Annotated in this window: 17 protein-coding genes and 1 tRNA gene; 10 read left to right on the top strand and 8 right to left on the bottom strand. The window is 64.1% G+C overall.

Annotated features, from left to right (window positions below):
* Positions 1-45 precede the first annotated feature (45 nt).
* The 3 genes from rpoB to rpsT all read right to left on the bottom strand — a co-directional run bounded on the left by rpoB (position 46) and on the right by rpsT (position 4,754).
* Positions 46-3,336, bottom strand: coding sequence for a DNA-directed RNA polymerase subunit beta (rpoB, locus tag ACXMDM_RS06735; protein WP_259723364.1), 3,291 nt, complete (start codon positions 3,334-3,336; stop codon positions 46-48).
* Positions 3,337-3,561: 225 nt separating this feature from the next.
* Positions 3,562-4,416, bottom strand: a complete 855-nt coding sequence (locus tag ACXMDM_RS06730; protein ID WP_071801111.1) for a TatD family hydrolase — start codon at positions 4,414-4,416, stop codon at positions 3,562-3,564.
* A gap of 32 nt (positions 4,417-4,448) precedes the next feature.
* A complete protein-coding gene (gene rpsT / locus ACXMDM_RS06725) occupies positions 4,449-4,754 on the bottom strand; it encodes a 30S ribosomal protein S20 (RefSeq protein ID WP_071801110.1) in 306 nt (101 codons plus the stop codon).
* Between the two features lie 106 nt (positions 4,755-4,860).
* Between rpsT and hisD the strand changes: the two genes are divergently transcribed.
* A complete protein-coding gene (gene hisD, locus ACXMDM_RS06720; RefSeq protein ID WP_233830645.1) occupies positions 4,861-6,204 on the top strand; it encodes a histidinol dehydrogenase in 1,344 nt (447 codons plus the stop codon).
* On the opposite strand, the gene rpiA is transcribed toward hisD, so the two are convergent.
* From rpiA to ACXMDM_RS06705, 3 genes are all read right to left on the bottom strand, one after another.
* Positions 6,161-6,874: a ribose-5-phosphate isomerase RpiA gene (gene rpiA / locus ACXMDM_RS06715; protein ID WP_071801108.1), complete on the bottom strand. Its 714-nt coding sequence runs from the start codon at positions 6,872-6,874 to the stop codon at positions 6,161-6,163. The two genes, hisD and rpiA, sit on opposite strands and share 44 nt — an antisense overlap.
* A 46-nt stretch (positions 6,875-6,920) precedes the next feature.
* The gene (locus ACXMDM_RS06710) at positions 6,921-8,078 is read right to left on the bottom strand and encodes a trypsin-like peptidase domain-containing protein (protein ID WP_083544655.1); all 1,158 of its coding nucleotides are present in this window, start codon (positions 8,076-8,078) and stop codon (positions 6,921-6,923) included.
* Between the two features lie 194 nt (positions 8,079-8,272).
* The gene (locus ACXMDM_RS06705; RefSeq protein WP_233830640.1) at positions 8,273-9,052 is read right to left on the bottom strand and encodes a metallophosphoesterase; all 780 of its coding nucleotides are present in this window, start codon (positions 9,050-9,052) and stop codon (positions 8,273-8,275) included.
* 273 nt (positions 9,053-9,325) lie between these two features.
* Here ACXMDM_RS06705 and nblD point away from each other — a divergent pair, with 273 nt between their 5' ends.
* The 6 genes from nblD to ACXMDM_RS06675 all read left to right on the top strand — a co-directional run bounded on the left by nblD (position 9,326) and on the right by ACXMDM_RS06675 (position 16,067).
* Positions 9,326-9,619 (top strand): NblD family protein, encoded by a 294-nt coding sequence (gene nblD, locus ACXMDM_RS06700; RefSeq protein WP_071801106.1) that lies wholly within the window; start codon positions 9,326-9,328, stop codon positions 9,617-9,619.
* Between the two features lie 160 nt (positions 9,620-9,779).
* Positions 9,780-10,247 carry an LSm family protein gene (locus ACXMDM_RS06695; protein ID WP_233830637.1) on the top strand — a complete coding sequence of 156 codons (468 nt, stop codon included), beginning with the start codon at positions 9,780-9,782 and terminating at the stop codon, positions 10,245-10,247.
* Between the two features lie 44 nt (positions 10,248-10,291).
* Positions 10,292-11,758, top strand: coding sequence for a transcription termination factor NusA (gene nusA, locus ACXMDM_RS06690; protein WP_071801105.1), 1,467 nt, complete (start codon positions 10,292-10,294; stop codon positions 11,756-11,758).
* A complete protein-coding gene (locus ACXMDM_RS06685; protein WP_071801104.1) occupies positions 11,755-12,033 on the top strand; it encodes a YlxR family protein in 279 nt (92 codons plus the stop codon). The genes nusA and ACXMDM_RS06685 overlap by 4 nt, the downstream gene beginning before the upstream one ends.
* A gap of 63 nt (positions 12,034-12,096) precedes the next feature.
* Complete coding sequence (gene infB / locus ACXMDM_RS06680) at positions 12,097-15,390, top strand: translation initiation factor IF-2 (RefSeq protein ID WP_071801103.1); 3,294 nt, start codon at positions 12,097-12,099, stop codon at positions 15,388-15,390.
* Between the two features lie 5 nt (positions 15,391-15,395).
* Positions 15,396-16,067 carry a low-complexity tail membrane protein gene (locus ACXMDM_RS06675; protein ID WP_071801102.1) on the top strand — a complete coding sequence of 224 codons (672 nt, stop codon included), beginning with the start codon at positions 15,396-15,398 and terminating at the stop codon, positions 16,065-16,067.
* Here ACXMDM_RS06675 and ACXMDM_RS06670 read toward each other — a convergent pair.
* Positions 15,978-16,241 carry a DUF3493 domain-containing protein gene (locus ACXMDM_RS06670; RefSeq protein WP_071801101.1) on the bottom strand — a complete coding sequence of 88 codons (264 nt, stop codon included), beginning with the start codon at positions 16,239-16,241 and terminating at the stop codon, positions 15,978-15,980. The genes ACXMDM_RS06675 and ACXMDM_RS06670 overlap by 90 nt on opposite strands.
* A gap of 45 nt (positions 16,242-16,286) precedes the next feature.
* On the opposite strand from ACXMDM_RS06670, the gene ACXMDM_RS06665 reads away from it, so the two are divergent.
* From ACXMDM_RS06665 to ACXMDM_RS06655, 3 genes are all read left to right on the top strand, one after another.
* Positions 16,287-16,358: transfer RNA gene (locus ACXMDM_RS06665), tRNA-Thr, on the top strand.
* 314 nt (positions 16,359-16,672) lie between these two features.
* Complete coding sequence (locus tag ACXMDM_RS06660; RefSeq protein WP_071801100.1) at positions 16,673-17,179, top strand: DUF1643 domain-containing protein; 507 nt, start codon at positions 16,673-16,675, stop codon at positions 17,177-17,179.
* A gap of 247 nt (positions 17,180-17,426) precedes the next feature.
* Entirely contained in the window at positions 17,427-17,996 is a 570-nt protein-coding gene (locus tag ACXMDM_RS06655) for a phosphate-starvation-inducible PsiE family protein (protein ID WP_311134223.1), read from the top strand.
* A 14-nt stretch (positions 17,997-18,010) separates the two neighbouring features.
* Here the strand turns inward: ACXMDM_RS06655 and ACXMDM_RS06650 are convergent, their stop codons facing one another.
* Positions 18,011-18,682 (bottom strand): class I SAM-dependent methyltransferase, encoded by a 672-nt coding sequence (locus ACXMDM_RS06650; RefSeq protein WP_071801097.1) that lies wholly within the window; start codon positions 18,680-18,682, stop codon positions 18,011-18,013.
* Positions 18,683-18,749: the final 67 nt, after the last annotated feature.

Genomic DNA, 18,749 nt, shown 5'->3' with positions numbered 1-18,749 from the left:
TGTCGCGCGGACGTCGAGTGAAACGGAGGGGATCAGGCTGAGAGTTCAATCGTCGTCATAATCGGCAACGCCGAGTGACTCATAGGTGGGACGGTTGGGGGTGCTGCGCCTGGGATTGACGTCCTGCATGAGATCCACCTCGGTGCCTTCATCGGTGTAGACAGCGATATCGAGACCCAGGGACTGCAGCTCCCGCATCAGCACCTTGAACGACTCCGGCGTGCCTGGACGGGGAATTGGCTTGCCCTTGACGATGGCGTTGAGTGCCTCGTTGCGGCCCTGCATGTCGTCGGATTTGACGGTGAGCAGTTCCTGCAGGGTGTAAGCAGCGCCGTAGGCCTCCAAAGCCCAGACCTCCATCTCCCCGAGCCGCTGTCCGCCCTGCTGCGCCTTGCCGCCCAACGGCTGCTGGGTGACGAGCGAGTAGGGACCGGTGGAGCGGGCGTGGATCTTGTCGTCCACCAGGTGAACGAGTTTGAGGATGTGGGCATAGCCAACGGTGACCGGCTGGTCAAAGGGTTCGCCGGTGCGGCCATCCACCAGCTGGATCTTGCCGGGGTTATCGGGGTTGTAGACCCAGTCCTTGCCAGGCTGGGCAGCCGCCTCCTCCAGATACTTCTGAACAGTGTTCTTGGAGGTTTCGTTGCCGTGCATCTCGTCGAAGGGCACCACCTTGACGCGGCAACCGAGATGGGAGGAGGCCCAACCCATCAGGCATTCGAAGACCTGGCCCACATTCATCCGTGAGGGAACCCCCAACGGGTTGAGGACGATGTCGATCGGTGTGCCATCGGGCAGGTAGGGCATGTCCTCGCGCGGAAGGATGCGGCTGATGATGCCTTTGTTGCCGTGGCGACCGGCCATTTTGTCGCCCACCTGGATCTTGCGCCGCTGGGCCACATAGACCCGCACCACCATGTTGGCGCCAGGTGGCAGTTCATCGCCCTGTTCGCGGGTGTAGATGCGCACGTCGACAACCCGGCCACGCTCAGTGTTCGGAACCCTCAGGGAGTTGTCACGAACATCACGGGCTTTCTCGCCAAAGATGGCGCGCAGCAGTTTCTCCTCAGGTGGTTGGTCGGATTCACCCTTGGGGGTCACCTTGCCAACAAGGATGTCGCCGGATTCAACGTAAGCGCCGATCCGGATGATGCCCATTTCATCGAGGTGGCCGAGGCTCTCCTCAGCCACGTTGGGGATTTCCCTGGTGATCTCTTCAGGGCCCAACTTGGTCTGGCGGGCTTCGATCTCGTATTTCTCGATATGCACCGAGGTGTAGAGGTCGTCCTGGACGAGACGCTCACTGACCAGGATGGCGTCTTCGTAGTTGTAGCCCTCCCAGGGCATGTAGGCGATCAGTACGTTCTGACCAAGAGCGATTTCGCCGCCCTCGCAGGCCGAACCATTGGCCAGCACCTGGCCGGCGATCACCTCATCACCCTGGCCGACAATCGGCCTCTGGTTCAAGCAGGTGTCCTGGTTGGAGCGCTGATACTTCTGCAGGTGGTGGATGTGGTCGGTGCCTTCCGCATCCCTGATCACGATGGCCGTGGCATCCACGAAGGTGACCGTGCCGTTCACCTTCGTGATCGGCACCATGCCCGAGTCACGGGCGACCTGGGTTTCCAGGCCCGTTCCCACCAGGGGACGCTCCGGGCGCAGCAGCGGCACCGCCTGGCGCTGCATGTTGGAGCCCATCAGGGCGCGGTTGGCGTCGTCGTGCTCCAGGAAAGGGATCAAGGAAGTGGCGACCGAAATCACCTGAACCGGCGAGAGCTGGACGTAGTCGACCTGCTCCGGTGGCACCGTCTCAAAATCCTGCCGGTAGCGCACCGGAACCAGCTCGGCGGTGATGTGGCCGGTGGCGTCGGTGGCCACATCGCCAGGGGCGACGCGGCACTCATCTTCCAGGTCAGCGGAGAGGTAGATCGGATCGTTCTGCTTGTTGACGATGCCGTCCTGCACCCGCCAGAACGGTGTTTCGATGAAGCCGTATTCATTCACCCGGGCATGGGTGGCCAGGGAACCGATCAGGCCGGCATTCGGACCTTCCGGCGTTTCAATCGGACAGATCCTGCCGTAGTGCGACGGGTGAATGTCGCGAACAGCAAACCCGGCCCGCTCACGGGTGAGGCCGCCTGGGCCGAGGGCGCTGATCCGCCGCTTGTGGGTGAGTTCCGCCAGGGGGTTGGTCTGATCCATGAACTGGCTGAGCTGGCTGGAGCCGAAGAACTCCTTGATCGCCGCCACCAAGGGCTTGGGGTTGACCAGCTGGGCAGGGGTGAGCGATTCGGTCTCGCCGACCGTCATCCGCTCCTTGATGATTCGCTCCAAGCGGTTGAGGCCAACCCGAACCTGGTTCTGAAGCAGTTCGCCCACCGAGCGCACACGGCGATTACCGAGGTGGTCGATGTCATCAAGGGAAGCGCCGCCAACATCGAGTTCCAGATTGATCAGGTAATCAATCGTGGAGAGCACATCTTCTGAGGTGAAGGTTCGCACCGCATCAGGAATCGTCAGCCGCAGCTTTTTGTTGATCTTGTAACGGCCGACCCGGCCCAGGTCGTAGCGCTTGGAATCGAAGAAACGGCTGTGCAGAAGCTGCTGGCCACCACTCACCGACGGAGGCTCACCGGGCCGCAGTTTCTTGTAGAGCTCAAGCAGGGCCTGGTCTTCGGAACTGATGCCCTCGTCGTTGGCCGCCTCGATCGACTTGCGGTAGTACTCGGGATGCCTGAGTTTGTCGAGAACGTCGTTATCGGACAGACCGATCGCCCGCATCAGCACGTGGGCATTGATCTTGCGGGTCTTGTCGACGCGCACGTGCAGAAGATCGTTCTTGTCGGTTTCGAACTTCAGCCAGGCTCCCCGGTTGGGGATCAGACTGGCGTTAAAGGTCTTGCGACCGTTTTTGTCCTGCTCATCTTTGAAGTAGACGCCCGGGCTGCGCACGATCTGGTTAACGATCACCCGCTCGGCGCCGTTGATGATGAAGGTGCCGCGTTCGGTCATCAGGGGAAGTTCCCCGATGAACACTTCCTGTTCCTTGATCTCTCCGGTTTCCTTGTTCACCAGCCGGCAGGTGACGTACATCTGCGAGGCAAAGGTGGCATCGCGTCGCTTGGCCTCTTCCACGTCATGGCGTGGCCGCTTCAGCCGGTACTCGGTGCCAACGAAATGGAGCTCAAGCTTTCCGGTGTAGTCAGTGATCGGCGAGAAGCTATCGAGCTCCTCGATCAGACCCTTCTCCAGGAACCATTTAAAACTCGCCCGCTGTACCTCCACAAGATCGGGCAGGTAGGTGACGGTCTTGGCGACCTGGATCGCGCTGCTCATGCGTGGACCTGCAGAACGGATGGGAAGGATGGAATGGCCGAAGACGGCAATGTCAGCGGTAGGGGGAAAACCGACAGGGGGTTTCCCGGCGGCAAGCAGCCCAAAGGGCTGACCACGGTGTCCCTTGAAAAGAGAACAGCCCGGGCCATGATCACTCCTATGGAGCTCGGTTTAGGGCTGCCGACGTCGATAATGGAGCGCTCGCGCTGCCAGACCAATAAAACATCATACACATTGGGCGTGACGATGGACTGGAAGACCAAACAGGCGTACCGCATTGGCCGTACTGGTGGCCGCCACCTGCGCGAAGGACTCCTCCCGAAGGACGGCCATGCGCTCGGCAACTGAAACCACAAAGGCTGGCTCGTTGCGCTTGCCCCGCCGCGGGACGGGAGCCAGGAAGGGGCAATCGGTTTCGATCAGATAGCGATCGGATGGAACCTGCCGGGCACAGGCGTGGGTTTCGGCGGCACTGTTGAAGGTGACAGTGCCGCTGAAGCTGATCGACAGACCGAGCGCCAGAAAGGCTTTCATCTCATCGGGGGTACCGCCCCAGCAATGCATGACACCGCGGGGACAGCGGCCATCCTGCTGGCGCCGTCCCAACTCCTCGAGCATGGGCCCAGCAGCGTCGCGGCAGTGAATGATCACCGGCAGATCCAGCTCGATGGCGAGATCAAGCTGGGGGCGAAGCATGGCCAGTTGCTGGTCAAGGTTCGAAGCCTTGAACAGATCCAGGCCCAGTTCTCCGATCGCCACGACCCTGGGATCGGCCAGGGCCGCCTGCCGCAGCAGGGCTGGAGTGCCTGGCTGCCAGTGCTGGGGATCGAGTGGGTGCACGCCAACGGAATAACGCAGCTCCGGAAAACGATCGGCCAGGGCACGGATCGCCGGAATTTCGCCAGGCTCCACGCAGGAGTGGAGCAGCGCCACCACACCAGCTTCCCGCCAGCGCTGGGAGACGTCAGCGAGATCGGCTTCGAAGTTGCGAAACACGATGTGGCAGTGGCTGTCGATCAAATCGACGCAACCTGAAGGAAGGGTCTCGACGACTGGAACCGGCTGGCTGGTGGCGGCCATGTCCGTGGTGCTGGTCGGGCGGATGGAGCGGCTCAGGCGCTGGTGGCGGTGGGTTCGATCGCCTGCTTGACCACGGCACTGAGGCGCGACTTTTGGTTCGCGCCGGTGTTGCGGTGCATCACGCCACGCTTGACCGCCTTGTCGATCTTGCTGAAGGCTGCGTTCAAGCTGGTGCGAACCACGACCCGGGTTTCATCATCCGGCTGCTGGTTGTAGGCAGATACCGCCGTGAGGCAGCGCTTCATCAGCGTGCGCACCGCCGATTTGTAGGAGCGGTTGAGCAGCCAGTTGCGCTCGGCAACCTCGATGCGTTTCTTCGAAGACTTGTTATTGGCCACAGGCAGTTTTGGCGCTGAATCGGCGACTCTTCATCTTAACGCGGCGCTGGCCCCTCCCATCCTGGGCCGGGCTCTAGCTTGAATCTCGCCTTTCTGTCCGCTCGCCGTGGCCGCCACCTCCCCGCTGACCGTTCCGGCGCTCCACGATCTGGCCCAGGCCGGGCAGCGGCTTGAAGCGATCGCCGCCCGCACCAGCAACCCCGAAAGCGAAGCGGCCACCGCGCGCGTGGCGGCCATCCTGCGCCAGGTGCGCCTGGAGGGCGACGGGGCCCTGCTGGAGTTGAGCGAACGCTTCGATGGGGTCCGCCCCGATCCCTTGCGCATTCCCAGCCAGGATCTCGCCGCCGCCTGGGAGCAGTGTCCGCTGGATCTTCAGGAAGCCCTGAAACTGGCCCACCGGCGCATTCTCGATTTCCACCAGCGCCAGAAGCCCCAGGACATCAGCGTCAGCGGCGTGCATGGCGAACGGCTCGGACGCCGCTGGCGGCCGGTCGATCGCGCCGGGCTCTACATCCCCGGCGGCCGCGCCGCCTACCCCAGCACGGTGCTGATGAATGCCGTACCGGCCCGGGTGGCCGGCGTGGAGCGGCTGGTGATGGTGACACCGCCGGGCGGTGACGGCATGCCCAATCCGATCGTGCTCGCCGCCGCCCACCTGGCGGGGGTGGAGGAGGTGTACCGGGTGGGGGGAGCCCAGGCGATCGCGGCCCTGGCCTACGGAACCGAGTCGATTCCTGCCGTTGATGTGATCACCGGCCCCGGCAACCTCTACGTGACCCTGGCCAAGAAGGCGGTCTATGGCCTGGTTGGCATCGACTCCCTCGCAGGTCCAAGCGAGGTTCTGGTGATCGCCGACCACAGCGCCCAGCCCCAGCAGGTGGCCGCCGATCTGTTGGCCCAGGCCGAACATGACCCCCTGGCCGCAGCCATCCTGCTCACCACCAGTGCGGCCCTGGCCGAGGCGGTACCCGCTGCCATCGAGGCCCAGTTACTGGACCACCCCCGCGCCGAGGTCTGCCGCAGTGCCCTGCGTGACTGGGGCCTGATTGTGGTCTGCCCCAGCCTGGAGGACGCGGCCCGCTTGAGCGATCGCTTCGCCCCGGAGCACCTTGAACTCCTGGTGGAGCGGCCGGAACCCCTGGCCGAACGGATTCGCCATGCCGGAGCCATCTTTCTGGGGGGTTGGAGCCCGGAGGCGGTGGGTGATTACCTGGCTGGCCCCAACCACACCCTGCCCACCTCCGGCACGGCCCGCTTCGCTTCGGCCCTGAGCGTGGAGACCTTTCTGCGCCACACCAGCCTGATCAGCTTTAACCGCGCGGCGCTGGAGGCCACGGGCCCCGCCGTGGTCACCCTGGCGCGCAGCGAGGGGCTGCACAGCCATGCCGAATCGGTGCGGTTGCGGCTCAGCGCTTCGCCAGATCCCGCACCACCGGCCGGCCGTCGCTGATCTCCCCCACCAGCACCTGGTCGGTGATGTTCACGAACAGGCCGTTCTCCAGCACCCCCGGCAGGTTGTTGATCTGTCCCTCCAGGCTGGCGGGATCCTCGATTCCAGCGGCCAGCTTGAGATCCAGCACCAGGTTGCCCTGATCGGTCACCACCGGTCCGGCCTTGCGCAGGGCCATGCGCAGGGTGACGCCTGCGCCCATGGCCTCAAGATCCCCTTTCACCTGGCGCCAGGCGGACGGCAGCACTTCCACCGGCAAAAGGAACTCCAAATTCAGGCGCTCCACCAGCTTGCTGGCATCCACCACCACCACGAAACGCTCAGCCCGCCGAGCCACCAGCTTTTCCTGGACATGGCAAGCGCCGCCTCCCTTGATCAACTGAAAGTGCGGGTCCACCTCATCGGCGCCGTCGATGGCCAGATCGATCCGGTCGACAGCATTGAGGCTCTGCAGGGGGATGCCGAGGTCGGCGGCCAACACTTCCCCTTGGAAGGAGGTGGTGACGCCGGTGATGCCGGAGAGCTGGCCGGAGCGGAGCTTGGCGGCAAGGGCCTGGATCATCAGCGCCGCCGTTGAACCAGAACCCAGTCCCACCACCATGCCATCGCGGATCTGCTCGACAGCCGCTTCAGCCACCGCCTTTTTCACCTGGTCCTGCAGCTCAGCCATGGAAGGTTGGAAAGGGGCCGTGACCGTAGCAACCAAGCCGGTCCGCTCATGCCGGGTGGGGCAGGGCCGCAGGACGGATCGAGAGCTGCAGTTCCCTGGCTCCACGCACCACCTTGAGCGGCAGCACCTCACCCACTCGTGAGACTTCAACCCGTTGCAGCAGGCTGGATGGGTCGCTCACCGGTTGATCGGCGGCGGAAACGACAAGATCGCCACGTCGCAGGCCGGCAAGTTCGGCGGGGCTGTCGGGGAGCACACGCTGCACCAGGGCGCCATCGCGTTCGGGCAATTGCAGCACCGCATCGGGGTCCTTGTTGTTATCGCGGGCGCGGCGGGCCGTGAGCGGCACCAGTTGGAGGCCGAGGTAGGGGTGGATCACCTGGCCACCATTGCGCAATTGGTCGGCCACACCCCGGGCCAGATTGATCGGGATCGCAAATCCCAGACCGGCCCCAGGTCCGGAGCGCACCAGGGTGTTGATGCCGATCACCTCGCCGGAAGAATTGATCAGTGGCCCGCCTGAATTGCCGGGATTGATCGCCGCATCGGTCTGGATCAGGTCGAGACGCTTGTCGGCAAAGCCCAGGCTGTTGATGTTGCGGTGCAGGCTGCTGACGATGCCGAGGGTGACCGTGCGCTCAAGGCCGTAGGGGCTGCCCAGGGCAATCGCCCAATCCCCCACCTCCAGCGCTTCGGAATCACCGAGGGGAGCGGCCTGCAACTCGCTGAGACCGGGAATGCGCACCACGGCCAGATCGGTGACCGGATCCGCCCCGACAACGCTTCCATCCACCTGGCGGCCATCGGCCAGGGTGACTTCAACCACGTCAGCCCTCTCAACCACATGGGCATTGGTGAGCACCAGGCCATTGGCATCGATCACCACCCCCGACCCCTGGCCGCGCTCACGGCTGCTGCCGGCAGGGTCGCCGAACAGATCACGCAACAGCGGATCGAGCAGGGCAGGGTCGAAGGCCTGACGGGACACACTGCGCTCCGTATCGATCCGCACCACCGCGGCGCCCACCCGCCGGGCGGCCTGGGCCACGAAGCTGTGGGCAGGTGGCATCAGAGCGTCGGCTGCTTCGGCAACAGGCGTGCTTGAGAGGGAGCCTGCCAAGGGCTGTTCGCCGATAGCGAGCGGAGCGGCAGCCGCCACCGGCAAGGCGGGCATCAGAACCAGCAAAGCCACCAGGGCAGCCATCAGCACGGCAACCCGGCGGCGCCAGCGCAGCTTGGCTTCGGTCCATAGCCAAGCCTGGCTCGGCAGGGAAGGTGAATCGGTTGGCAGGCGGGCCAGCAACACGGCAGTACGGGGCAGGGCGACAAGGCTAGGGAGGAAATCTTCACGGAGAATCCCGAAGCACGCCGACGGCCTGCACCTTGCACCCATCGAGCTCAAGGCGGGGCAGACCAGCGCAGCAGCTCCTGCCGCCAGCACCCATCGGGTCCCAGTTCGAGCCAACGTCCACCGGGATCCACGGGGCGTCCAAGCGGGCAGGGCTGGACGGCCTCAAAGGCGCAAAGGGTGGAAGGGCAGGCGAGCAGGGGCACCTCCGGTCGCCCCGGCAAGGCGCCCTGCCAGTGCTGGTGCACGTGGCCGAACACCACCCCCTTGACCGCCGGACTTGCAGTCAACAGGGTCAGTAACCGCTCCGGTTGTTGCAGGGCGACGGCATCGAGGCCTGGGCTGCCGATCGGCACGGGCGGGTGGTGGATGGCCACCCAGGTGGGAGCGTCATCGCCGGCCAGCTGGCATCCCAGCCAATCGAGCTGGGCCCCATCGATGGCTCCGGCGGTGCTGCCCCTCTGGTGACTGGAGAGCAGGATCAAGCGCCAGCGGCCCAGCGGCAGCACCGCCGGAGCCAAAACAGTCGGCACCAGGCTCGCCTCCTGGCTGAAGACCTGGCGAAGCAAGGCAGGGTCGTCATGGTTGCCGGGCAGCAGGGCCAGGGGAATCCCGAAGGGCCCAGCGAGTTCGCGCAGCTGGCGGTAACCGGCCAAGCTCTCGTCTTGACAGAGGTCGCCGCTGATCAGCAACAGGTCGGGGCGATGCTTGAGGCTGCCTAAGGCCTGTTTCAGCCCGTGCCGCAGCCCGCGCAGTGGGTTGACACCCCGATACAAAGCAAAGGCCTCGGCGAGCAAGTGGGGATCACTGAGCTGGAGAACGCGGACCAAGGGAAGTGGGTCTGATGCAAGCGGGTCTGATGCCAGCGGGTCAGTGGCCATCGCATCCGCAACTCCTGTCGATCAACTCTTTAGATCCAATTCCAGCCAGTTCCAGCGCACAAGGTCCAGCTCTAGATCCAGATTCACGCCCTCACCCAATTCCTCGACCTAGCCGTTCTCTTCGCCCTCACCTGAGGGTGCTCTATGTGGCACGGCTCGCAACATGGCAAGCCCAATGCTGAGGGGGAAAGCTTAAGTTGCCCAGACAGCGCAGGCAAAACCATGGGCACGATCCTCCCTGGAACCCTCAAGCGGTGCTCGCTCTGTCAAGTCGAGATCCGGGGCTTGGCAGGGGGGCAGGAGCAAGTGATCTTCAGCCAGGGAGCTCCGGGCACCCGGGCCAAGCTCTGGGCCCGGGTCTGTCAGTACGTCAAGGAACCCCAACGCTGCCTCAACCAGGACGTGACCCAGCGAGGGGCCGTGCAGGTCGACGACTTCTACGGCGAACCGCCCAGTTTCGGACCGTTCGATGGGGCTGGAGCCGTAGGCGCTGGCGAACCGCCGGCCTCCAGCTGAATGCAGTCTCCGCCAGGGCATCGCTTACGATTGCCTTATGCCCGGCGGGCATTATCCCAAAAGTTTCTTGCAATGGCTTCATCAGGCCCTTGCCCGAAACGGGGGCAGTTCACTGCAGAAGCCGGTCGGGCTTCTTGAACCGCTACCCGTTTCTGCCCCATTGAGCGATCCCCTCACAGCCGAGCTGCTGCTTTTGGCCCAGCCGGTGGCTGACGCCTGCGCTCTGGAGCTGGTGACAATCCAGATCCAGACGAACCGTGTTCCCTTGAGCCTGCAGATCCAGATCCGCAAGGCCGATGGGGGCGATGTCACCCTGGATGAATGCGCCGACTTCAGCGCTGCCATCAGCGAGGTCCTCGATGTCAGTGAGCGACTGCCCGAGGCCTATGTTCTGGAGATCAGCAGCCCAGGCATCGGCGAGGTCCTTGCCGACGACCGCGACTTTCACAGTTTTCGTGGATTTCCCGTGGAAGTGCGCTTCCAGGACAGCAAGGGAGCTGCGATCGCCCGAGAAGGTCTCTTGCTGGGGCGGGACGACCAATCCGTCTCCCTGAATCTGCGCGGTCGCACCAGCAAGATCCCCCGGGCTGATGTGCAGAGCGTGCGGCTGATCACGCCCCAGGCCTAAACGCCCGACCCTTCCTTTCCACCACCACTTCTTCTTTTGATCCGATGGCACTCGTTCTTCTCCCCGGCCTGCAGAACCTGATCGAGGACATCAGCGACGAAAAGAAACTGCCCACCCAGGTGGTGGAAGCGGCGCTGCGGGAAGCCCTTCTCAAAGGCTACGAGCGCTATCGCCGCACGCTCTATCTCGGCATCAGTGAGGATCCTTTTGAAGAGGATTACTTCAGCAATTTTGACGTCGGTCTCGACCTTGAGGAAGAGGGCTACCGGGTTCTGGCCAGCAAGATCATCGTCGAAGAAGTGGAGAGCGACGATCACCAGATCGGGCTCGTCGAGGTTCAGCAAGTAGCCGAAGACGCCCAGATCGGCGACACCGTGGTGCTTGATGTCACCCCGGAAAAGGAAGATTTCGGCCGGATGGCGGCCTCCACCACCAAGCAGGTGCTGGCCCAGAAACTGCGCGATCAGCAGCGCCGCATGATCCAGGAGGAATTCGCCGACCTGGAGGATCCGGTGCTCACGTCCCGGGTGATCCGCTTCGAGCGACAGTCGGTGATCATGGCGGTGAGCTCAGGCCTGGGAAGGCCTGAGGTGGAGGCTGAGCTGCCGCGCCGCGACCAGCTTCCCAATGACAACTACCGGGCCAACGCCACCTTCAAGGTCTTCCTCAAAGAAGTTTCCGAAGTGGCGCGTCGCGGCCCCCAGTTGTTCGTCTCCAGGGCTAATGCCGGCCTGGTGGTTTACCTCTTCGAAAACGAAGTTCCCGAAATCCAGGAGGGTTCGGTGCGGATCGTGGCCGTGGCCCGGGAAGCCAATCCACCGTCCCGCTCGGTCGGTCCACGCACCAAGGTGGCTGTCGACAGCATCGAGCGTGAAGTGGATCCAGTTGGTGCCTGCATCGGTGCCCGCGGCTCGCGTATCCAGCAGGTGGTCAACGAACTTCGCGGCGAAAAGATCGACGTGATCCGCTGGTCTGCCGATCCAGGCCAGTACCTTGCCAACTCACTGAGCCCGGCCCGCGTCGAAATGGTGCGGCTGGTGGACCCCGAAGGCCACCACGCGCACGTGCTGGTGCCACCTGACCAACTCAGCCTGGCGATCGGCCGCGAAGGTCAGAACGTGCGCCTCGCCGCCCGCCTGACCGGCTGGAAGATCGACATCAAAAATGCCCTGGAATACGACCAGGTTGCCGAGGATGCCAAAGCCGCTGAACTGATCGGCCTGCGCGAGGAAGACGAAAGAATCCAAGCCGAAGCTGAGGCGCGGCTGGAGGCTGAACAGGCGATCCGTGCCGAGGAAGATGCCCGCCTGCGCGAGCTCTACCCCCTGCCAGAGGACGAATTCGAAGAGGGCGACGACGCCGAGGACGCTCAGGGCGAATTCGTAGCCGGCGAGCCGGAAGGGGTCGCTGTGGCCAGCTCTGATGAGCCGGCCAACGAAGCCGCTGCAAGCGATGGAGAGGCCGAGGCTGTTACAAGCGAGGCTGCTATCAGCCAAGACGGGCTCCGTTGAGCGGCCGGCCAATTCTGCGCCGGTGCGTGAGTTGCAGGCAGCTCCTGGATCGCCGACTGCTCTTGCGGGTGGTCCGTTTGCCAGCCAAACAAGTGGTGCTTGATGAGGGTATGGGTCGTTCGGCCTACCTCTGCGCGAGCCTGGAGTGCCTGGAGGAGGCCAGACGCCGCAAGAAGCTGCAACGGGCTCTGCGCTGCCAGGTGGCGGATTCCATTCACACGGCACTTCAACAGCGGCTGGAGGACGCACGGGCTGCAGCCGCTGAGGCAAGATGAACAGTGGCCGCACCGTGCGTGGGGCTCGGCGGCACCCGTTGCCCCGACCGATTGGAGATCTGAATGACCAGCAGCGGCAAAGTCAGAATTTATGAGCTGTCCCGGGACTTGGGCCTGGAGAGCCGCGACGTGCTCGATGCCGCCGAGAAGCTGTCGATCGCGGCCAAGAGCCACAGCAGCTCGATCAGCGATGACGAGGCCGGCCGCATCCGCGACTTGATCAAGCCCAATGGCAACAGGGCCTCCCGGCCAGTTGCCCCGGCAAGGCCTGCAGGGGCAACCCCAACGCCAGCCACCCCTGCTCCGTCGAAGGCCATCCTCTCGGTCAAGAAGGCCGTGACACCCGCGCCAGCTGCTCCATCAGCCAGCGCACCGGTCACAGCGCCGGCCAAGCCTGCTGCCCCAGCAACGACAACGGCTCCAACCAGGCCTACCGGCCCCAGCAAGCCCCAGGCCGCCCCATCGGCTCCCAAGGCAGCTCCATCGTTGCCCAAGATTGTTGGCGCCCCGGCAAAGCCAGCTGCCGCACCGGTCAAGCCGGTTACGGCGGCTGCAGCGCCCTCACCAGCCAGGCCCGTCGGTCCGCCTAAAACCACCCCAGCCCCGGCCAGGCCCGCTCCTCCGGTCGTGATCAAGCCACCGGCGCCGGCCCGCAAGCCCGAGGCTGCCCTTTCTCCCAGCCCCAAGCCGGCCACCAGCCCCCGTCCCTTGCCCAGGGGCAGCGCACCGGCACCCCGCCCCGCTGCGCCGCAGCGGCCTGGATCGTCGCCACGCCCGGCCAGCAGTGGCAGTGGCAGCCAACCCCAGCTGATCGGCCGGCCCCAGAGCGGTCAACCGAGCCCCACCAGCAGCCGGCCGGCTCCGCCTTCAGCCCGGCCTGGACTCAGCCAGCGGCCCAGCGGTGCTCCGCAACGTGCGCCATCGCCGGTGCGGCAGGTTCCGCCCCGCAGTCCACTCGAGCTGGTCGGCAAGCCGATCCGCCGCGATGCGGCTTCTCCCGCGGCACCGGTCCGCAGCACGGCCGGCGCACCCGTGCGCCCGGGCGGCATGCCCCAGGGCATGCGCAAGCCCGTGTCTCCCGGCGAGCTGATGCAGCTCCAGACCCCCGGCAGTCGCACCCCTGCCGCTCCACCCCGGCGGCCGGAAGGGGGAATAGGCAATGCCACAGCCGACGGTCCTCGGCCAACAGCAACGGCCCCGGCAGCCCCCAGACGGCCTGGATTCCGCACACCGCAGCCCGCAAGCCGCGCCCGCCGGCCGGAATGGGATGACAGTGCCAAACTCGAGGCCCTGCGCAGTAAATCACCGCAGAAGCAGCGTCAGAAGGTCCACATCATCGGTGAAAACGATGATGCCCTCACCACTGAAACCAGCGGTTTCGCCGGTGAACAGGAGGCCCTGATTCTTCAGGCCAGCCTGGCCCGTCCGGCCCGGCCCCGCACCCGTGCGGCCACCCCTGGTGTCAAGCCAGTGGCGGCAATCCGCAAACGCAAGAAAGAAACCACGCGCCAGCGCCAGCGGCGCCGTGCCATGGAACTGCGCGCCGCACGCGAGGCCAAGGGCGCCCGGCCCGAGATGCTGATCGTGCCCGAGGGCAACCTCACGGTGCAGGAACTGGCCGACCGCCTCGGTGTGGAGAGTTCCGAGATCATCAAGTCACTGTTCTTCAAAGGGATCATCGCCACGGTCACCCAGACCCTTGATCTCTCCACGATCGAAACGGTCTCCGATGAGTTCGGAGTGCCGGTCCTGGAAGACGACGTCCAGGAGGCCGCCAAGAAGACGGTCGAGATGATCGAGGAAAGCGACAAGCTGCACTTGATTCGCCGGCCGCCGGTGGTCACCGTGATGGGCCACGTCGATCACGGCAAAACGAGCCTGCTCGATGCCATCCGCAAAACCCGGGTGGCCGCCGGTGAAGCCGGTGGCATCACCCAGCACATCGGTGCCTACCAGGTGGATGTCAGCCACGCCGGTGAACAACGCACCATCACGTTCCTTGATACCCCCGGCCACGAGGCGTTCACCGCCATGCGCGCCCGTGGCACCAAGGTCACCGACGTGGCGGTGCTGGTGGTGGCCGCCGATGACGGCGTTCGCCCCCAGACCCTCGAAGCGATCAGCCACGCCCGCGCCGCCGAAGTGCCGATCGTGGTCGCGATCAACAAGATCGACAAGGAAGGAGCCCAGCCCGAGAGGGTCAAGCAGGAGCTCTCCAACCAGCAGCTCGTCGCTGAAGACTGGGGCGGCGACACGGTGATGGTGCCGGTGAGCGCGATCAAACGCGAGAACATCGACAAATTGCTGGAGATGATCCTGCTGGTTTCGGAGGTCGAAGATCTCCAGGCCAACCCCGATCGGATGGCCAAAGGCACCGTGATCGAAGCCCACCTCGACAAGGCGAAGGGCCCAGTGGCCACCTTGCTGATCCAGAACGGCACTCTCAGGGCAGGAGATGTGCTGGCTGCCGGACCCATCCTTGGCAAGGTGCGCGCGATGGTGGATGACACCGGCCAACGGGTCAAGCTGGCTGGCCCTTCCTCCGCCGTGGAGGCTCTGGGCTTCAGCGAAGTGCCCACAGCCGGCGACGAATTCGAGGTCTATGCCGACGAGAAGGCCGCCCGCGCCGTGGTGGGTGACCGGGCCAACGTGGCTCGGGCGACTCGCCTGGCCCAGCAGATGGCTTCCCGCCGGGTGTCGCTGGCTTCGATGTCGGGCCAGGCCAGCGAAGGAGAGCTCAAGGAGCTCAACCTCATCCTCAAGGCCGATGTCCAGGGCAGCGTTGAGGCGATTCTCGGCTCGCTCGAACAACTGCCCCAGGGCGAAGTTCAGGTGCGGGTGCTGCTCTCGGCACCCGGCGAGATCACCGAAACCGACGTGGATCTTGCTGCCGCCTCAGGGGCGGTGATCGTGGGCTTCAACACCTCCATGGCCTCAGGGGCCAAGAAGGCGGCCGATGCCAACGGCGTCGACGTGCGCGACTACGAGGTGATCTACAAGCTGCTGGAAGACATTCAGTCGGCGATGGAGGGCTTACTCGAGCCAGAGATGGTGGAGGAAACCCTGGGTGAAGCCGAGGTGCGGGCCGTTTTCAGTATCGGCAAGACAGCCGTTGCCGGCTGTTACATCACCAGCGGCAAGCTGCAGCGCAACTGCAAGGTCCGGGTGCATCGCGCCAAACAGGTGGTCTTCGAGGGCGACCTCGACTCCCTGCGTCGCAACAAGGACGACGTCAAAGAGGTGGCCACCGGTTTCGAGTGCGGCATCGGCTGCGATCGTTTCGCCAACTGGCAAGACAAGGATCGCGTCGAGGCCTACAAGCTGGTCACCCAGCGGCGCACCCTGAGCACCAACTGAACGCCGTGAACCCGCGCAGCGAGCCCCTGCTTTGGGTCCAACTGCTGGGCCTGGCTGCTGCTCCTGCCGAGCTGCTACTGCTATTGCTGCTGCTGGCCGGAAGCGATCCGGGCCCCTTGCCAGGGCTCGAGCGGCTTCTCTGCTGGGGCCTCGGCGCTCTTTTGCCTGCAGCCCTGCTCTGGCAGCAGCCCGCTGATGTCTGGTCACTGTTGCTGCTGCAGACACCGGCCAAGGGGCGCAGTGAGCAGCAGCGCAGGCTCAGCTGTCTTCAGTCGCCCTTGCCGCTGAAACTGCTCGCAGCGGCCGGAGCTCTGGCTCTGCTGCCGGTGTTGTGGCTCAGCGACAGTCAGGCCGCCATAGCCACGGCTCTTTCCCCCTTGCGCCACAGCAGCAGGCTGGTGGCCCTGTTGCTGGCGGCTGCCCTGCTTGGGCTGATGCTCTGGCAATGGCAGCAGTTGCTGCAGGCTCTCTGGCTGCTGAGCAGGCCCGCCTCCCAACTGGCCACCGCCAGTCCGCTGGAGCCAACGGAGCCGCAAGAGCAACGGCTGAGCCTGGGGCTGCCCTTGCTGCTGCCCGAACCGCTCTCGCTAGCTGTCGCTGGGCCTGGGACTGCGATCACGCCAGAGCAGCAGACCGAAGAGCAGCAGCGCACCGACCTGAATGAGCAGATCCCCTGAGCCCAGCTCACCACCAGCGGAGACCCGCAGAGCCATGGTGGCCAGACCAATCGCTGCCGAGGCGCTGAGGGCGAACCAGAGGGCCCGGCGCAGCCCCCGCCAAGGAGCGTGAACCTCTTGGAGCAAGCGAGCCCTCAGTTCCGGATCCAGGGGCCGAGGTTGGCGCGATGGCATGGACGGCAAGGGGGGTGGGAAGTCCGATGCTAGTTTCAGGCAAGCGCCGGTGTAGCTCAGTGGTAGAGCAACTGATTCGTAATCAGTAGGTCGTCGGTTCAAGTCCGATCACCGGCTTTCTCAAAATCTCGAACAGCAAACTCCCCCCTACGGACCGGTTAGTTGGCTGGTATCAGCACAACAACGTTGCAGGTAAGAGCAGCGGGCTGAGCGAGGAACAAGACATCGACTATCTCCTGCCCCCTGATAACAGAAGATCGACCAAGTTACTGGAGAACTCACTCGGATTCCCCAAAGAACGTTTCTCCAGAACAATGTGCAGATTGGGAGGCAGAATTAAGATTCTTGGCCGTTATTTGACTGTTTTTATCGTTCAAAATTGGATTTGGGCAAAATAGGCGTGTTGCTGCGTTGACCAACACGCACACCGGATGGGACGCTCAGCCGTCTTCAGCCCCTGGGGCCTTTATCGCTACGTGCTCTGGCGCCACTGGCAGCGCGACGATGCCACCACTCGCCGCTGCATCCGCTTTGCCCAGGACTGGGGTTATGGCGGCCTGTGCCTGACCAACCTGTTCGCCTTTCGGGCCCGCCATCCCGCCACGCTGCTGGCGGCGGAGAAACCGGTGGGGCCTGAGAACGCTGCCTGGCTGCGGGCCTGCGCCGCCAGTTCAGCAACGGTTGTTGCCGCCTGGGGCCGCCAGGGCACGCAAGCCGGACGCGACTGTCAGGCGACCGCGCCGCGATGGCTTTTCTGCCGCCGCTGCAGGTGTTGCGCCTCGGCAAAACCGCCCAACCCATGCACCCTTTTTACCTGCCGAAAAACCTCAGACCTATTGCCTGGAGAGCGTTCTGATCCAAATCGTGGCAGCAGCGATCCAACGCTCCCAACCCGCCCTCCTCCATCAGCAACATCAGCAGAACTGATCATTTTTTAATTGACCGATAAGAACCACTTGGATTAACTTCGATCCCAACGCCTGATCAGCCAAGCCGGCTTGCCTCAGCACAATCCTGCAGAGACCCGAACTGATGGCCAACACGGAGACAAGCCCCCCGGAATCCAACCGCAGGGCGTTCAACGACACGGAGCAGACCAGCCACGAATCAGCTGAGCTCTCAGCGAGAGTTTCTGATTTGCCGCCCAAAACGGGCAACCAGGCCAGCAAGTCCAAAACTCCAGCCATGGCCTACGCGATCGCCAACGGCCATCGCATCCGAACAGAGCCGTCGCCTGCAGCCCCATCCAGCCAGTCAGAAGGCGTGCCCTGGCACCAGACCTTCCGTCGGGTCCAGATCGTCCAGGCTCTTGAAGTGGTTCAAGACCTCATTGCGGTGTCGTTGTGCGTGGGTCTGTTCTGCGTGATGGCCCTGCAACTCAGAGCCATCTTTCTGTCGTTGTTTACCACCCTGAAGTTCCACGCGGTCACCTCCGACATCCTGTTCATCCTGATCCTGGTTGAACTGTTCCGGCTGCTGATCATCTATCTGCAGGAGCAGCGCGTTTCGATCGGTGTGTCCGTGGAGATCGCGATTGTTTCGGTTTTGCGCGAAGTGATTGTCACCGGGGTGCTGGAAACCGATTGGCGACAGATCCTCGCTGTCTGTGCCTTCCTGGCCTCCATGGCCCTGCTGATGGTTGTACGTGTTTGGTTGCCTACCACCTTTGCCGGCGTGGACCCAGAAGCCCACATGTCCGCTCGCCACAAACCATTCCAGGAGCAGGCACAAGCCGGGCAACAGCGCCACGGCTAGAACAGATGAGACGGTTAAGCCAGCGGCAATCGACCACTCACCTCCAGGTAGCGATCGCCCACCCTGGCCACCGTCAGGCCATTAAGCCGGGCAAGCCGCAACTGCTCTTCCACCTCCTCGCAGCAAAAAGCAGCCCGCAGCGAATGGGCGTAATCGGCACGCAACACCACCGGTGCGTCGACCATTTGTGCAGCCACCAGTGCCTCAAGATCGGCAACCGTTTCGGGGCGATGCAGATCGCGCACGACAACGACCGCACCGGCTGAACCAAGTTGATGAACGGTCTGCCAGAGCACCTGGGGATCGTGGAGATGGTGAAGCAGGCTGTTGCTTACCACAGCGCTGGCAGAGCCAGCCTGAAGATCGGCGCAGGGCAACACTGCCTGCCGAAAGCGAACGGCCTGATGCCAATGGGGCTTGGACTGTCTCCGGGCTTCGGCGATCTCCAGCATCGCGGCAGCCCCGTCGATACCGAGCACCAGGCTGTTTGGGTAACGATCGGCCAGGAGGAAGGTGATGTTGCCTGGTCCGCAGCCGAGATCGACGATGTGATCACCGAGATCAGCGCCGAATTGGTCAGCGATGCCATCGAGCAGCGCCTGATCGCTGCTGGCAAAATCCGCTTGCGCATAGGCCTGGGCCTGCAGGGGCGCGTCCATCAGTTCCGGCTCGCAGATCCTCTCCATCTCCCCAGCTCATCCAAAAGCGTTGTTGGCACTCTGGCCCTGCAACAGGCGGGGGCGGCAGCCGTCA

The sequence above is a fragment of the Synechococcus sp. CS-603 genome, from assembly GCF_977929215.1.
The sequence above is the reverse complement of the archived record's forward strand: the minus strand, read 5'-3'. Positions and strand labels throughout refer to the sequence as shown.

What these genes read in the sequence shown, in the direction of transcription:
- ACXMDM_RS06670 (WP_071801101.1), bottom strand. Translation starts at nt 16,241, where the DNA reads ATGCCATCGCGCCAACCTCGGCCCCTGGATCCGGAACTGAGGGCTCGC.
- ACXMDM_RS06730 (WP_071801111.1), bottom strand. Translation starts at nt 4,416, where the DNA reads ATGGCCGCCACCAGCCAGCCGGTTCCAGTCGTCGAGACCCTTCCTTCA.
- ACXMDM_RS06655 (WP_311134223.1), top strand. Translation starts at nt 17,427, where the DNA reads ATGGCCTACGCGATCGCCAACGGCCATCGCATCCGAACAGAGCCGTCG.
- ACXMDM_RS06710 (WP_083544655.1), bottom strand. Translation starts at nt 8,078, where the DNA reads ATGGCTGCCCTGGTGGCTTTGCTGGTTCTGATGCCCGCCTTGCCGGTG.
- ACXMDM_RS06660 (WP_071801100.1), top strand. Translation starts at nt 16,673, where the DNA reads ATGGGACGCTCAGCCGTCTTCAGCCCCTGGGGCCTTTATCGCTACGTG.
- rpiA (WP_071801108.1), bottom strand. Translation starts at nt 6,874, where the DNA reads ATGGCTGAGCTGCAGGACCAGGTGAAAAAGGCGGTGGCTGAAGCGGCT.
- ACXMDM_RS06650 (WP_071801097.1), bottom strand. Translation starts at nt 18,682, where the DNA reads ATGGAGAGGATCTGCGAGCCGGAACTGATGGACGCGCCCCTGCAGGCC.
- rpoB (WP_259723364.1), bottom strand. Translation starts at nt 3,336, where the DNA reads ATGAGCAGCGCGATCCAGGTCGCCAAGACCGTCACCTACCTGCCCGAT.
- nblD (WP_071801106.1), top strand. Translation starts at nt 9,326, where the DNA reads ATGGGCACGATCCTCCCTGGAACCCTCAAGCGGTGCTCGCTCTGTCAA.
- infB (WP_071801103.1), top strand. Translation starts at nt 12,097, where the DNA reads ATGACCAGCAGCGGCAAAGTCAGAATTTATGAGCTGTCCCGGGACTTG.
- nusA (WP_071801105.1), top strand. Translation starts at nt 10,292, where the DNA reads ATGGCACTCGTTCTTCTCCCCGGCCTGCAGAACCTGATCGAGGACATC.